Here is a 14,748-nt window from a genome sequence, read left to right as displayed (position 1 = left end):
ATTTTTCGTCTCAGTTAAAAATGCGTGGTTAACAAATGGCTAATTCAACCGTGCCAAAGTGGCGGCGAAAACTTTCAATATCGAGCTGCTGGCCGTCAATCGCGACTGTGGTCAGACATAATCGCTTGCCGTCACAACAATCGGCCCAACAGCGGCCGTCTTGCCAGTAGAGGCGTGTTTTCGTTTCTCTGGCAGCTTCGTCCCGGTAATAACTGCCGAGCAGTTGGAGTCTGTTCCCGCCGATATCGGTAAATGCCCCGGGGTAGGGCGGTGCCACCGCCCGTATCAGATTGTGAATCTCCCATGCACTGGCTGTCCAGTCTACCCCGCCATCTTCGGGGCGACGACCGCCGAAGTAGCTGCCTGCGGCCAGATTCAACGGTGTTTCCCGTATCGTTCCGGATAATAACCCCGGCAGACAGCGCAACAATAACTTTTCCGTCGCCCAGGTGACCTTCTGAAATACCTCGTGGGCGGTATCGTTGGCGAGGATCGCCACCGGTTCCTGATCCACCAGCGCGCCGGCATCCGGTTTGATTTCCATGCGGTGCAGGCTGGCGCCAGTCTCGCGTTCACCTTTGATCACCGCCCAATTCACCGGCACGCGGCCGCGGTATTTGGGCAATAACGAGCCGTGCAGGTTATATGCCCCTTTGGCCGGCAAGTCGAGTAACACTGTGCCGAGCATGTGGCGGTAATAAAATGAGAACAACCAGTCGGGCTGGCAGGCGCGCACCTGGTCGATCACCGCGGCGCTATTCGGGTCGTCCGGCGTGATGATGGGAATGTTATTCAGACGCGCCAGTTCGGCGACGCTATCAAACCAGATATTTTCGTTCGGATTGTCGGTGTGGGTCACGACCAACATTACCTCAACACCTTGCGCCAGCAGCGCGGCCAAACCGCGCACGCCCACGTTGTGATAGGCAAAGACAACGGCCCGCGGCGCACGGTCGATCATGAATCTTGACCGGATTGTGGTTGAGGCTGTGGTTCCAGAATGGTACCGATGAGAAAACGTGGCCGTTGCCGCACTTGCACATAAATCCGGCCGACATATTCACCCAGCAGGCCAACACCGAGCAGCAGAATGCCAATTAAGAAGAAGGCGATGGCGAACAAGGTAAATACACCCTCGACTTCCGGTCCGAGGATCAGGCGGCGTAGTGTCAAGTAAATCACGAACACGAAGGAGACGATGGAGATGCCGATGCCAATCAGCGAGAAGACCTGCAATGGTAGCAGTGAGAAACTGGTCATCAAATCAAAATTCAAATGGATCAGCTTGAACAGTGAGTATTTGGATTCGCCGGCCGCGCGTTCCTCATGTTCCACCACGATTTCGGTCGGCTTGCCCGCAAACATGTAGGCCAACGCGGGAATGAAGGTTTGCGATTCGTTGGAAGCAAGCACGGCTTGTACCACATCGCGGTGATAGCCGCGGAACATGCAGCCTTGATCTGAGATGTGTATGCTGGTGATTTTCTCGCGCAGCCAATTCATTGCCTTTGAGGCATAGTGACGCCAGCGGCTGTCGCGACGCATGCGGCGAATGGTGCCGATGTAATCGTAGCCTTTGTCGAGTTCGGCGAGTAACTTTGCGGTTTCTTCCGGTGGATTCTGCAAGTCTGCATCGAGGGTGATAATGTATTTTCCTGCTGCATGTTCGAAACCGGCCGTGATCGCCGCGTGCTGTCCGGCGTTGGCACGAAGAAAAATCACCTTTGTCACATCCGGTCGCACCTGGTGTTGAGCGCGCAGCATGCCTGGCGTGCGATCGCGGCTGCCGTCGTCAATAAACACGATCTCATAACTGCGCTTTAGCGCATCCAGCGCCGGATAAAGGCGCGCGAACAAGGTCGACAGCACTTCCTGCTCGTTATAGATAGGGATGACGATGGACAGTTCGGGAGAATTCATTAATCGGGTACCAGAGGTTGAGTGTTAGCCGCCGATGATTCGCAGCAGCGCAGCGCAGACATGGTCGACATCGCTTTCGCTCATCGCCGGGAACAGTGGCAGAGTCAAAGTCTGGGCGTCGATCTGTTCTGCTACCGGGAAATTTCCCTCGCCATAGCCGAGGCGGCGATAAAGCGAAAACAAATGCATTGCCGGGTAATGAATGCCGGTATTGATGCCTTGTTGTTGCAATTCGGTTTGCACTTGTTTACGCGTAATGCCTAGCGCAGTGTAGTCGATGCAGACACAGAACATATGCCAGCTATGACCTTCGCCATCCGCGGGTAACACGAGTGTGTCTGATTCACGCAGCCGCTCAAAGTAGTGCGCCACCAATTGTTTTCGCCGGGCATTGAAACCGTCGAGCTTAGCCAATTGTACTAAACCCAGCGCGGCGCCGACATCAGGCAGGTTCATCTTGCCGCCCCATTCAGGCACATCCATCGTACCTTCGGCATCGCGTTCAATGCCATGAAAACGAATGCGTTCGATGCGCTTGATGAACGCCGGATCGGCGCTGGCAAGCGCGCCACCTTCGATGGTGGTCATGTTTTTGTTGGGATGAAAACTGAAACAAACTGGATTGCCCATGGCGCCGATTTTTTTGCCACGGTAATCCGTGCCGATGGCATGCGCGGCATCTTCGATCACGACTAACTTGTGTTGTTTGGCTAATGCATACAGCGGACCCATGTCGACTGCCAGGCCGGCGAAGTGCACCGGGATCACGGCACGGGTTTTGGAGGTGATGGCAGCTGCGACTTTTTCCGCGTCCAGATTGCGGCTGCGCAGATCGACATCGACAAACACCGGTGTGGCGCCAACGCGTACCACGACATTGGCGGTTGCAACAAAACTGATCGCCGGTACGATCACCTCATCACCGGGACCAATATCCACGGCCAGCAGTGACGCCTCTAACGCGCTGGTACCTGAATTGAAGAGGCGTACTTGCACGCCGCCACCAACATAATCGGCCAGCGCTTTTTCCAGCGCGAGCACTTTCGGGCCAGAGGCAAGCCAGCCCGATTGAAATACGTCGGTGACCGCTTTTATTTCATCAGCTTCAATGGTGGGGCGCGTAAACGGTAACACTGTCATGACCTCGCAAGAATGAACACGCCAAGAATGATGACCCCAATGCCAATCAGACGGCCGGGTCCCAAAGCTTCACCAAACAATTGCCAGGCGGCGACGGCGTTTACCACATAGCCGATGGACAGCATCGGATAGGCGATGCTGACATCCACTCGGGATAACGCCAGAATCCACACCACAACACTGATGCCGTAACAAAACAAACCGACCCACAGCCAAGGCTCGCTCATTAAACGCGCGGTGGTCGGTAGCGCATTGTTCAAACTCAACTCGATCGCGCCGATGTCGGTGACACTCGCTTTTAACGCCAACTGCGCCACGGCGTTAAGCAATACGCCGACGATGATCAAAGCAAATGCGGTCATGGTCATTGTTTTACCACCACTATTCGTTGTGGATCGCGGAAAATTTCCCGCATCGAAAGCCCTTGTGAACGATATCGATCAAGAATATTTTGATCGATAATCGCCACTGCCTGATTCTCTTTCTGCCACTGTTTTACAAACTCTTCGCTGGACGCGATCCAGCGCTCTGGCTCTTGATCTATTCCCATTTCCAGCTCACCTTTGAATGCGACAAGCCTGATCGGTTGCTGCAAGTAAAAGGGCAGCGATTGCGGATAATAGATTTCAACCGAGTAAACCGTTGTCCCTGCCGCTACATTCGCCTGAATGGCATCGGCCATGGCGCGACTTGAACGAATCCCTGCCAGCGACTGAAAGCCCCAAAAGATCATCTGAAATGACAACAATGCCAACACCGCCACCAGCGCAATTCGCTTCGGCTGCAGTTTGGCGCCGAAAGCGAAGATTGCAGTAATCCCCAGCGTAGCCGCCGCTGCGAACAGCCAGGGGCGATAATTCAAATGCATCTGCACCAAGGCTGGCGTATCGGCGAACTGCGTGATCCGGGCAGCAAGTACCAAGAGCAGGACAGCAAGGGCCAGTATCAGTCCAGCATCGATTTTGCTAATGCCTTCCAACGCTAACCGCCTCCCGGCCAAGATCGCGATCACCGGCACCATGGGCAGTATATAGGAAGGTAACTTGGAATGGCCCACCGAGAAGAACGCGAAAGTGACGATGGCAAAGACCCACAACCAACGTTCGGTGTCGAAACCGGTGTTGGGTTGCGGCCACCAGGCGAACTGGGGCCGGAATACACTCTTCAAAACGATCGCAAGCCAGGGCAGGGTGCCACCGATGAAAATGGGGATGAAGTACCAGACCGGCTCATCCCGGTGGTGAACCGTAGTGGTGTAGCGTTCGAAGTGTTCATGGATGAAAAAAAAGTGAGCGAACTCGGGATTCGCCAGGCTGACGGCGATAAACCAGGGCGCAGTGATTGCCAGAAACAACAAAAGGCCCTTGCCCAGGTGGAGATGTTTCCAGAGCGCCCAATCGCGTTGCCATAGGCTATAGATAACAATGGCCGCCGCCGGTAGTACCAGTCCGATCAGTCCCTTGCTCAGGGTCGCCAGTGCCAGTCCTGCCCAGCCTACCAACATCCACCGGCGCACATGGGCTGGATCTTCTCGATGGTGCTGGGCCAGCGCCAAACTACCAATGCCGAGCGCCAGGAATACCGATACGCTCATGTCAAGTGTCAGGTGATGTCCCATCCCGACATACAGCAAACTACTGAGGGTGATTAATGCCGCGTAGAAGCCAGCCGTTTTGCCATAGAGGCGTCGGCCAACATAACCTGCCCACAACGCGCCGAGGAAGCCGAGTACCGCAGGCCACAACCGTGCGGTTGCATTGCTGAAACCGAAAAGCTCGAAGCCGATCGCAGTGCCCCAGTACTGAAGCGCCGGTTTTTCGAAGTATTTGAACCCGTTCAGCCGTGGGGTGACCCAATCGCCGGAGGCCACCATTTCGCGCGGGATTTCGGCATACCTGCCCTCGTCGGGCTCGACCAAATCGCGATAGCCAAGTAACGCAAACCAAATGACAGCGGCAACGATCACCGTAAGTCGTACAAAGCTCGCTGTCAAAGTGCTCGCATCCTTTCGTCGTTGATTTACGCCTGTCTCACGGCCGAACAAGCCTGGCGCGATGGAATTCACGGTTATCGTAATCGTAATGGGGGCAATTATAATCACTTGGCACCCGAAACAGGTAGGAAATAGAGTTGCCGCGCCTATCGGCGAGTAACAACCACGCGAATACTGCTTGCCACGTGATTTGGTCCCCTTTAGTCTTCATTTTTGCCATATGGCACCGGGTGTTGGCCCCCTTGGTGGAAGGTTATGTGCCTGTAAGTCAATAAAAAATAAACGAAAATTAACAAAATTTAGAGAATCCCTATATAATACGAGCGAGTGAGTAACGGAGTAGTAGGTTTGGACCGGCAATGTTAGATTGGTTACGGCAGGCCGCACGCGGTTTGGGACGGCAAATGGATTCAGGGAAGCAGCAGATGCAGTCAGGGACGGGCGCTGATCCGCGCGTTATCGCACGTGCGGAGCATAATATTTCGCGCGCCAATATCAGCGAGCCAGCACTCAAGGTTTTATACCGGCTGCGGAATGCCGGTTATGAAGGCTATCTGGTCGGCGGCAGTGTGCGCGATATGTTGCTTGGTCGTGAACCCAAAGATTTTGATATCGCCACCAATGCCCATCCAGAACAAGTTCAAGCGCTATTTCGCAATTGTCGTCTGATCGGACGGCGTTTTCGCCTGGCCCACGTGTTGTTCGGGCGTGAAGTCATCGAGGTCGCCACCTTTCGTGGCCGTGGCATTGATGATGCGCAGGACGGCGGTTTGGAAGTCGAAGAAGACGGCCGTATTCTGCGCGATAACGTCTATGGCACCCTGGAAGAAGATGCCTGGCGCCGCGATTTCACTGTCAACGCACTGTATTACAACATCGAGAATTTTTCGGTCGTTGATTACACCGGTGGCATGAATGATTTGGAAGCCGGTGTATTGCGCATGATCGGGGACCCCTTGCAGCGTTATCGTGAAGACGCGGTGCGTATGTTGCGTGCCGTGCGGTTTGCCGCCAAAATCGGTTTTCGCATCGACGCCGATTCTGAGAAGGCGATTTATGAGCTGGGACATTTACTGAGTAATATTCCCTCTGCCCGTCTGTTCGATGAAGTGCTCAAACTTTTCCTGGGCGGTTGTGCGGTGCAAACATTCGAGTTGTTGCGCCATTATCACTTGTTCGAACACCTCTTCCCGCAGACCGAAGTCAGCCTGGCGCAGGAAGAACAAAATTTCCCTTTGACGTTAGTATTGCGGGCGCTTGCCAATACCGATAGCCGTATCGCGGAAGGCAAACCAGTCACCCCCGCATTTTTGTATGCCGCATTATTGTGGGAACCAGTGCGCATGGAAATGCAGCGGCGCATGGAATCGGGTGAAGATGAATTGCCGGCCTTAACCTCCGCTGCGTATTTTGTGATCGAACAACAACTGGCTGCGACTGCGCTACCGCGCCGCTTTAGCACGCCAATGGTAGAGATCTGGCAGTTACAGCCACGCCTGATCAATCGTAGCGGGCGCCGCGCCTATCGTTTACTGGAACATCCACGTTTTCGCGCGGCTTATGATTTCCTGTTGTTGCGCGTGGATGCAGGTGAGGCGGAACAATCACTGGCGGATTGGTGGACTGAATTTCAGGTTGCGGATGAATCACGGCGTCAGATGATGATTGATGAATGTTCATCGGGCGGACCTCGTGCCCGGCGCGGTGGCCGGCGTCGTAGTGGTCGCAAGAACACTGCCAAGAAACATGCCAGTGAATAAAGAAGTCGTGGCCTACATTGGCCTCGGCAGCAATCTTGACAATCCCGAGCGTCATTTGAGTCAAGCCTGTGTTGATCTGGCCAATATTCCGGCAACACAACTGCAGCAAGTTTCCAGTTTGTATCGCAGCGTGCCGCTGGGACCGCCACAGCCAGATTATATCAATGCGGTAGCGGCATTGATCACGCGCCTGAGTCCGCAGGACTTGCTCGCGAATTTGCAGGCAATAGAACAACGCCATGGTCGAGTGCGCGAGCAACATTGGGGCCCACGAACCCTGGATCTTGATTTGTTGCTGTATGGTGATCAGGTGATCACGACCCCGGACCTGACCGTGCCCCACACCGGGCTGCTGGAACGAAATTTTGTCCTGATCCCGCTATTTGAAATTGCACCCAAGCTCCAGTTGCCGGACAATCAAAGTCTGGAGACCCTGGCGGTGGCCTGTCCCCGCGAAGGTCTGGAGCGGTTGGTAATTGAGGAATGAGTGAAGGTGGATAGACCGGGCTATATCGTAGTGGAAGGGCCGATCGGCGTCGGCAAGACCAGTCTGGCGCAGCGGCTGGCGGCCTCGTTCAATACTGAGCTGATGTTGGAAGAACCGGAAGACAATCCATTCCTTGAACGTTTCTACAAAGATCCGCGTCACGCCGCCTTGCCGGCGCAGTTATTTTTTCTGTTTCAGCGCGTGAATCAATTACGCGAACTGCAACAGGGCGATTTGTTTCAACCGGTACGGGTCGCCGATTTTCTGATCGAAAAAGATCGGCTCTTTGCGCAAATCACGCTCAACGATGATGAATTCGCGCTCTATGAGCAGGCATACCAATTATTGGCGGTACAGGCGCCACCACCGGATCTGGTGATTTATCTGCAAGCCCCGGTGCCGGTGCTGTTGGATCGTATTAGCCGCCGCAATCGTCATTATGAGGCACATATCGACAGCACCTATTTGCAACGTCTGGTCGATGCCTATGCCCGTTTCTTTTATCACTATGCCGCGTCGCCATTGTTGATCGTCAACGCCGCTGAGATCGATCTCGTCAATAACGAAATGGACTACAATGCGTTGTTAGAACAAGTGGCCAAGACGCGTAGCGGCCGTCATTACTTCAATCCTTTGCCTTTTGACGACAGATAACGGGAAATAATCATGTCTAAACAGCAGGCGCCAGTAACGTTAACCCGTTTGCGGCAGATGAAGGCCGCAGCTGAGAAGTTCGCTTGCCTGACCGCCTATGATGCCAGTTTCAGCCGCATCCTCGACGAGTGTGGTGTCGATGTGATTCTGGTCGGCGATTCGCTGGGGATGGTGATTCAGGGACAGGACACCACTGTGCCGGTGACCATGGACGACATGATCTATCACAGTCGCGCCGTGGCGCGTGGTTGCCATCATGCGTTGCTGATGGTGGATATGCCATTCATGGCCAGCGCTACTGTCGAACAAGCGTTCATCAATGCCGCGCGCTTGATGCAAGAGGGCGGCGCCCAGATTATCAAGCTCGAAGGCAGCGGTATGCAGCTGGAATTGGTGCGTGAATTGGCACTGCGTGGTATTCCAGTGTGCGCGCATCTTGGTTTGCAGCCACAGGTAGTCCACAAACTTGGCGGCTACAAAGTGCAAGGCCGCGAGGCTGCCGCTGCTCAGGCAATGCTCGAGAGTGCCATTGCGTTGGAGCAGGTGGGGGCGGATATGCTGCTGCTGGAATGCGTGCCCGCCGCGCTGGCGACAAAGATTACACAAGCGGTATCGGTACCGGTGATCGGTATTGGTGCCGGTGTCAATTGCGATGGTCAAGTGCTGGTGCTTTACGATGTGCTCGGCATTTCACCCAAGACGCCGCGTTTTGCCCAAAACTTTCTCGAAGCAGGCACTATCCGCGGCGCCGTCACTGCGTTTGTGGATGCCGTGCATGCGGGTAAGTTTCCGGATAGCGCGCATACGTTTGAATAAGTTTAGCGTCGTGGCTTGCCGCGTGCCGGCTTAGCGGCGGCGTCCGTGCTGTATTGTTTTACATTGGCCGTCGTGTTTTCCAACAGGCGGCTGCTTTCCTTGAGAATGAATTCAAGAAACGTCCTGGCGGCGAGCGACAGCTTTTTGCCTTTGAGATGCACGGCATGCCAGTGATAGCGGAGGGGGAATCCTTCGACGTCCAGAATCGACACATGGTGCCCCGCCAGTTCCAGACGCAGGCTGTAGAGCGACAGCACCGATATCCCCAAGCCCGCCATGACGCCCTGCTTGATTGCCTCGCTGCTGCCGAGTTCCATGTAGGGATTGATCTCCAGCTGTTGCTTTACGAATAAGCGCTCTACGGCCTGCCGCGTGCCCGATCCGGATTCGCGCACCAGCAGCCGTTCCTCCGCGATGCGTTGCAGGGGAATGCGTTTGCTGCGTGCGAGCGGATGCTGGGGGCTGGCGACCACCACCAACGTGTTTTCCAGGAACGGGTGCGTCTCGGCATTCAGATCGTCGGGGATGTGGCCCATGATGACCATGTCATCCTTGTTTTCCGTCAGACGCTGGATGACTTTTTCCCGGTTGGTTACCGACAGATGGGGTTCAACTCGTGGGTACGCCTGCAGGAAGGCCCCCAGTAGATGTGGCATGAAATATTTTGCGGTAGTGACTACCGAGATTCTGAGCGGACCTCCGATGACACCTTGCAGATTCAGCACCTCATCCTTCATGGTCTCGAGTCGCCCCAGCACATCCTGGACCGCCTGATACATCGCCTGCCCTGCTTCGGTGAGATAAATCCGCTTGCCGATCTGCTCGAACAACGGAAGACCTACGCTGTCTTCGAGTCGTTTGATCTGGATCGACACCGCTGGCTGAGTGAGAAACAGTTCCTCGGCCGCGCGCGTGAAGTTGCGCAGGCGCGCAACCGATTCGAAGAGTCGCAATTGTTGTAGGGTGAGGTGCATGCCAACCATTTACTCTAGTAAATCATGACAATAAAAACTATTAAGTGTTTTTTATCGTAGATCCTCCCTATAGTCAATCCGGCTAGAGCACACCGTCTCGCATTAAAACAATTCATTAGGAGGTTTTATGGGCAAGTCTGAAGCCATTACTAACGCCAAGGAGCGTTACAAGTCCGGCGTTATTCCGTATAAGAAAATGGGCTATTGGGAGCCGTCATACGTCCCCAAGGAGACCGACGTGATCGCGCTGTTTCGCATTACGCCCCAGGAAGGCGTGGATGCGGAGGAAGCTGCGGCTGCGGTCGCTGGCGAATCCTCCACCGCCACCTGGACTGTGGTGTGGACCGATCGCCTGACTGCCTGCGAACTTTATCGCGCCAAGGCCTATCGTGTGGACCCGGTGCCTAACACGGGTCCAGGGACGAAGTCTGAACAGCAGTATTTCGCCTATATCGCCTACGACCTCGACTTGTTCGAGCCGGGTTCCATCGCCAACCTCACCGCGTCCATCATCGGCAACGTGTTCGGCTTCAAAGCGGTGAAGGCGTTACGCCTGGAAGACATGCGCATTCCCGTCGCGTATCTCAAGACCTTCCAGGGTCCGGCGACCGGCATCGTGGTCGAGCGCGAACGTCTGGACAAATTCGGCCGTCCGCTGCTCGGCGCAACGACCAAGCCCAAATTGGGATTGTCCGGCCGCAATTACGGGCGTGTGGTATACGAGGCATTGAAGGGTGGTCTCGACTTCGTGAAAGACGACGAGAACATCAACTCGCAACCTTTCATGCACTGGCGCGACCGTTTTCTCTATTGCATGGAGGCGGTGAACAAGGCGTCCGCCGCTACGGGTGAAGTGAAAGGCCACTACCTCAACGTCACCGCCGGCACCATGGAGGAGATGTACGAACGCGCCGAATTCGCCAAGTCGTTGGGTTCGGCCATCATCATGATTGATCTCGTCATCGGCTACACCGCGATTCAATCCATGGCCAAGTGGGCGCGCAAGAACGACATGATCCTGCATTTGCATCGTGCTGGTAACTCGACTTATTCGCGCCAGAAGAATCACGGCATGAACTTCCGCGTGATTTGCAAATGGATGCGCATGGCCGGCGTCGACCACATCCACGCCGGTACGGTGGTGGGCAAGCTCGAGGGCGATCCGCTCATGATCAAGGGCTTTTACGACACACTGCGCGAGACTCACACGCCAATGAGCCTGGAGAATGGTCTGTTCTTCGAACAGGATTGGGCTTCGCTCAATAAAGTGATGCCCGTTGCCTCAGGCGGTATCCATGCCGGCCAGATGCATCAGTTGCTGACGTATTTGGGTGAGGACGTTGTACTGCAATTCGGCGGCGGTACCATCGGCCATCCCATGGGCATCCAGGCCGGGGCGGTTGCGAACCGCGTGGCACTCGAAGCCATGGTGCTGGCGCGCAACGAAGGCCGCGATATTTGGAACGAAGGTCCGCAGATTCTGGATGCGGCCGCGAAGTGGTGTTCGCCGCTTAAGGCCGCGTTGGAAACGTGGAAGGACATCACATTTAACTATGAGTCCACTGACACCGCGGATTTCGTACCGACGGCCACGGCCAGCGTCTAAACAAGGAATACAGGAGAAATTACCATGATGACCAATCACGGCAATCGCATTACGCAGGGGCAGTTTTCGTTTCTGCCCGATCTGACCGATGCGCAGATCACCGCGCAGATCAAATACGCGCTCAAAAACGGATGGGCTGTAAACGTCGAGTACACCGACGATCCGCATCCACGCAACACCTATTGGGAAATGTTCGGCATGCCCATGTTCGATCTCAAGGATCCAGCGGGGATCCTCATGGAGATCAACAACTGCCGCAAGACCTTTTCCAATCATTACGTCCGGGTCACGGCATTCGATTCCACACGCGGCTGGGAAACGCCCCGCATGTCGTTTCTTGTCAACCGCCCCAAGAACGAGCCAGGTTTCGGGCTAGTGCGGCATGAGACAGAGGGACGCAATATCCGCTACACCGTGCATAGCTATGCCACGGATAAACCGGAAGGAGAACGGTATTGATTTGAAGTAGGCGACTAAAACGGTGGTGGGCCTTAAGGTCCACCACTTGTCGTTAAAACAGGAAACCATTGCATGAGTAATAGCCAGTCTTCGCAAATCGACATTGGGGACGAGACACAAGTGGATCTGGAGGCCGAATTCAAGGCCTCCAATATTCAGGAGATACTGGATAAACTCGACCAGGAACTGATCGGTCTCAAGCCCGTTAAAACTCGCATCCGCGAGATTGCAGCGCTGCTGTTGGTCGATCGTCTGCGCAAGCAGTTTTCGTTAAGCGCCGAGACGCCAACTTTGCACATGTGTTTCACCGGCAATCCAGGTACTGGCAAGACTACGGTAGCGATGCGCATGGGTGAGATATTAAAGCGGCTTAGCTACGTGCGCGAAGGTCATCTCGTCACGGTGACGCGCGACGATCTTGTCGGTCAGTACATTGGTCATACTGCGCCGAAAACGAAAGAAGTCATCAAGAAAGCGATGGGCGGCGTGCTGTTCATCGATGAAGCCTATTATCTGTACAAACCCGAAAACGAGCGCGACTACGGACAAGAGTCCATCGAGATCCTGTTGCAGGTCATGGAAAACAATCGCGACGATCTGGTGGTGATCCTGGCTGGCTACAAGGACAAGATGGATAAGTTTTTCCAAAGCAATCCTGGTATGCGTTCGCGCATCGCCCATCACGTCGATTTTCCAGACTATACGGCGCAGGAACTGTTGCAAATCGCCAAGCTCATGCTGGTCCGCCAGAACTATCGCTTCACCCCAAACGGCGAGCAAGCGTTTTCTGAATACCTCAAGCTGCGGATGACCCAGCCACACTTCGCCAACGCCCGCTCGGTGCGCAACGCCCTGGACCGTGCGCGCCTGCGTCAGGCCAACCGGCTATTTGCCAATCCTAAAAAGAAACTTACCAAGACCGATTTGATCTCAATCGAGGCAGAGGACGTATTGGCCAGCCGAGTATTCAGCGAAGGGCGAAGCGATGGCGATGGGTAGAAGTGAAACGGAGGCGGCGATCTTGCCCAGTCGAACAACACCACTGGCACTGCGCACCATGCGCAAGACTATCGAGGCATCGGTTTACGACCATATGCGACTGGGATTGAAACGGCTAGGTACACCATTGCGAGTGGCGGTACCGGGACATCGCGGTCTCGAGGTGATATTGGATGATCGGATCTGGTTGTGTGTGGACGCCACTGCCGAGGATCAACCGGTAATGGCGTGGCAGGATTTCGCCAGCCAGGGCCGAAGCGATTTGCAGACGCCGGTATCTTGTACGTTAGAGCTCTATCATCGCTTTGCCGGTCTGGTGATGGGTTCAGTTTTGGATTCATTGAACGAGGCCCTGAACGAGCGACTCAAGAACAAGTCGCAATGAACAACGTGCCGCAGTGAGGCATGCGGCAGCCACCAGCGTCACAGGAGCGAAACATGGCGTTAGTGAATATGCGCGAGCTGCTATACCACGCTTACAGCAACCATTATGCGGTGGGCGCCTTTGATATTGTTAGCCTCGATTTTCTGCAAGGCGTTTTGCGCGGCGCAGAACAGTGCCGCGCCCCGGTGATTCTGAATTTCGTCGTCCCTCAATTCAAATATTATGATTTTGAACTGCTGATCGCCGCTGCCGTCGCTGGTGCGCGGCGCAGTTCCGTGCCCGTTGCGCTGCACCTGGATCACGCCCCTGATCTGGAATGCGTCGTCCGCGGCATTCGTCACGGCTGCAATAGCGTGATGATCGATGGTTCGCAACTCTCCTTCGAGCAAAATGTCGAATTGACGCGTGCTGTGGTGCAAACCGCGCATGCTTGCGGGATTCCGGTGGAAGGCGAATTGGGTGTTTTGGCCGGCTATGCTGGTGATGACTCCGCTGAAGAAACGCAGGGCATTTACACCTCACCGGATGAAGCGCGCCTTTATGTGCGCCAGACAAAAGTGGATTTTATGGCGGTCTCGATCGGCACTGCGCACGGTATCCGTCAGGGACAATTTCGTTTCGAGTTGGATCTGGAGCGCCTGGCGCACATCAATAGATTAGTCGGTGTTCCGCTGGTTATTCACGGCGGCAGTGGCTTAACGGATGCGCAGTGTGCCTGCCTGATTGATCGAGGCGCGGCGCGGATTAATTACTACAGTGCGTTGTCGCGGCTTGCGGCGCGGCGCATGCGAAGTAACTGCCTGGAAAACACCACGGCAGGCGCGGCCGCCTTGAATGAGGGCGTGACTGAGGTGGTTAGCAGGGAAGCGGAGCGCTGCTTGAACGTGTGGGGCGCAGCTCGGCGCGCCGATACCGTGTTCGCCGAGGTGTCATCCTGGAACGAAGTGGAGCATCTCATCATCTACAACGCGCATGATGGAGACGAACAGCAGATCGAAGCGATGATGGCCGAAGGCCGGCGTGTGCTCGCTACCATCCCCGGCGTACGCCGCGTCTTTACCGGCCGCGCGCAAAGGGAAGAGGCGAAGTACCGCTACTGCTGGCTGGTGCGCTTCGCGCATCCCAAGGTCGTGGAAAGCTATCGTGATCATCCCGATCACGTAGCCTTCGCCGACGTGCAGTTTCGTCCGCTGTCGGGCGGTCGCATTAGTATCGATTATCAGGCCGTGGAATCGGCGGGTGAAGGGTTCTCGTGTAAAGGGCTTTGACTGCTTTATATTTGTAGATATACCCCCTCCCACTTTGACTCCTATGCCGCAATTTCAAACGTATCCTCATTTCTCTGATTCCAATGACAAGGCCACCTTTTCGTTTCTTCCAATTTTATACCACCAATTTATCATTGTTATAGTCCCAATTAGAATTTGGGAGCGTCAAGGGGGTTGGTATGAGTCGTGAAGTAGGTGGAGATCTGTAATACCATTACCGGTCTTGGTAGGTGACGGTTGAAAGGGGCCTTGACGACACACGAGTTGTTTGTTGTGCTTGTTTCAGG

At 55.0% G+C, this 14,748-nt stretch carries 15 protein-coding genes; 9 read left to right on the top strand and 6 right to left on the bottom strand.

The window, feature by feature from the left end:
* Positions 1-28 precede the first annotated feature (28 nt).
* From HY272_00140 to HY272_00120, 5 genes are read right to left on the bottom strand one after another with little or no spacing between them, the layout of a single operon-like run.
* Positions 29-961 (bottom strand): formyltransferase, encoded by a 933-nt coding sequence (locus HY272_00140; GenBank protein MBI3771102.1) that lies wholly within the window; start codon positions 959-961, stop codon positions 29-31.
* Complete coding sequence (locus tag HY272_00135; GenBank protein MBI3771101.1) at positions 958-1,920, bottom strand: glycosyltransferase; 963 nt, start codon at positions 1,918-1,920, stop codon at positions 958-960. Before HY272_00135 ends, HY272_00140 begins: the two co-directional genes overlap by 4 nt.
* 24 nt (positions 1,921-1,944) lie before the next feature.
* Positions 1,945-3,060, bottom strand: coding sequence for a DegT/DnrJ/EryC1/StrS family aminotransferase (locus HY272_00130; GenBank protein MBI3771100.1), 1,116 nt, complete (start codon positions 3,058-3,060; stop codon positions 1,945-1,947).
* The gene (locus HY272_00125; protein MBI3771099.1) at positions 3,057-3,428 is read right to left on the bottom strand and encodes a 4-amino-4-deoxy-L-arabinose transferase; all 372 of its coding nucleotides are present in this window, start codon (positions 3,426-3,428) and stop codon (positions 3,057-3,059) included. The genes HY272_00130 and HY272_00125 overlap by 4 nt, the downstream gene beginning before the upstream one ends.
* Positions 3,425-5,053: a glycosyltransferase family 39 protein gene (locus HY272_00120; protein ID MBI3771098.1), complete on the bottom strand. Its 1,629-nt coding sequence runs from the start codon at positions 5,051-5,053 to the stop codon at positions 3,425-3,427. Before HY272_00120 ends, HY272_00125 begins: the two co-directional genes overlap by 4 nt.
* Positions 5,054-5,457: 404 nt before the next feature.
* On the opposite strand from HY272_00120, the gene pcnB reads away from it, so the two are divergent.
* The 4 genes from pcnB to panB are packed head-to-tail and all read left to right on the top strand — an operon-like array spanning position 5,458 to position 8,770.
* Positions 5,458-6,813 (top strand): polynucleotide adenylyltransferase PcnB, encoded by a 1,356-nt coding sequence (gene pcnB / locus HY272_00115; protein ID MBI3771097.1) that lies wholly within the window; start codon positions 5,458-5,460, stop codon positions 6,811-6,813.
* A complete protein-coding gene (gene folK, locus HY272_00110; protein ID MBI3771096.1) occupies positions 6,800-7,300 on the top strand; it encodes a 2-amino-4-hydroxy-6-hydroxymethyldihydropteridine diphosphokinase in 501 nt (166 codons plus the stop codon). Before pcnB ends, folK begins: the two co-directional genes overlap by 14 nt.
* Positions 7,301-7,954 (top strand): deoxynucleoside kinase, encoded by a 654-nt coding sequence (locus HY272_00105; GenBank protein ID MBI3771095.1) that lies wholly within the window; start codon positions 7,301-7,303, stop codon positions 7,952-7,954. It abuts the gene before it with no gap.
* Between the two features lie 12 nt (positions 7,955-7,966).
* Entirely contained in the window at positions 7,967-8,770 is an 804-nt protein-coding gene (gene panB / locus HY272_00100; GenBank protein MBI3771094.1) for a 3-methyl-2-oxobutanoate hydroxymethyltransferase, read from the top strand.
* 2 nt (positions 8,771-8,772) lie between these two features.
* Here panB and HY272_00095 read toward each other — a convergent pair whose 3' ends face one another.
* On the bottom strand, positions 8,773-9,744 hold the full coding sequence (locus HY272_00095; GenBank protein MBI3771093.1) for a LysR family transcriptional regulator: 972 nt from the start codon (positions 9,742-9,744) through the stop codon (positions 8,773-8,775).
* Between the two features lie 127 nt (positions 9,745-9,871).
* Between HY272_00095 and HY272_00090 the strand changes: the two genes are divergently transcribed.
* The 5 genes from HY272_00090 to HY272_00070 all read left to right on the top strand — a co-directional run bounded on the left by HY272_00090 (position 9,872) and on the right by HY272_00070 (position 14,461).
* Positions 9,872-11,350 carry a ribulose-bisphosphate carboxylase large subunit gene (locus HY272_00090; GenBank protein MBI3771092.1) on the top strand — a complete coding sequence of 493 codons (1,479 nt, stop codon included), beginning with the start codon at positions 9,872-9,874 and terminating at the stop codon, positions 11,348-11,350.
* A 24-nt stretch (positions 11,351-11,374) separates the two neighbouring features.
* Complete coding sequence (locus HY272_00085; protein ID MBI3771091.1) at positions 11,375-11,809, top strand: ribulose bisphosphate carboxylase small subunit; 435 nt, start codon at positions 11,375-11,377, stop codon at positions 11,807-11,809.
* A 72-nt stretch (positions 11,810-11,881) separates the two neighbouring features.
* The gene (gene cbbX / locus HY272_00080; protein ID MBI3771090.1) at positions 11,882-12,808 is read left to right on the top strand and encodes a CbbX protein; all 927 of its coding nucleotides are present in this window, start codon (positions 11,882-11,884) and stop codon (positions 12,806-12,808) included.
* Positions 12,809-12,866: 58 nt separating this feature from the next.
* A complete protein-coding gene (locus HY272_00075) occupies positions 12,867-13,193 on the top strand; it encodes a hypothetical protein (protein ID MBI3771089.1) in 327 nt (108 codons plus the stop codon).
* A gap of 53 nt (positions 13,194-13,246) precedes the next feature.
* Positions 13,247-14,461, top strand: a complete 1,215-nt coding sequence (locus HY272_00070; GenBank protein MBI3771088.1) for a class II fructose-bisphosphate aldolase — start codon at positions 13,247-13,249, stop codon at positions 14,459-14,461.
* Positions 14,462-14,748 lie beyond the last annotated feature (287 nt).

Source organism: Gammaproteobacteria bacterium, assembly GCA_016200485.1.
Lineage (GTDB): Bacteria > Pseudomonadota > Gammaproteobacteria > Tenderiales > Tenderiaceae > JACQEP01.
Note: the sequence above shows the minus strand (reverse complement) of the source record. Positions and strands in the feature narration are given on the sequence as shown.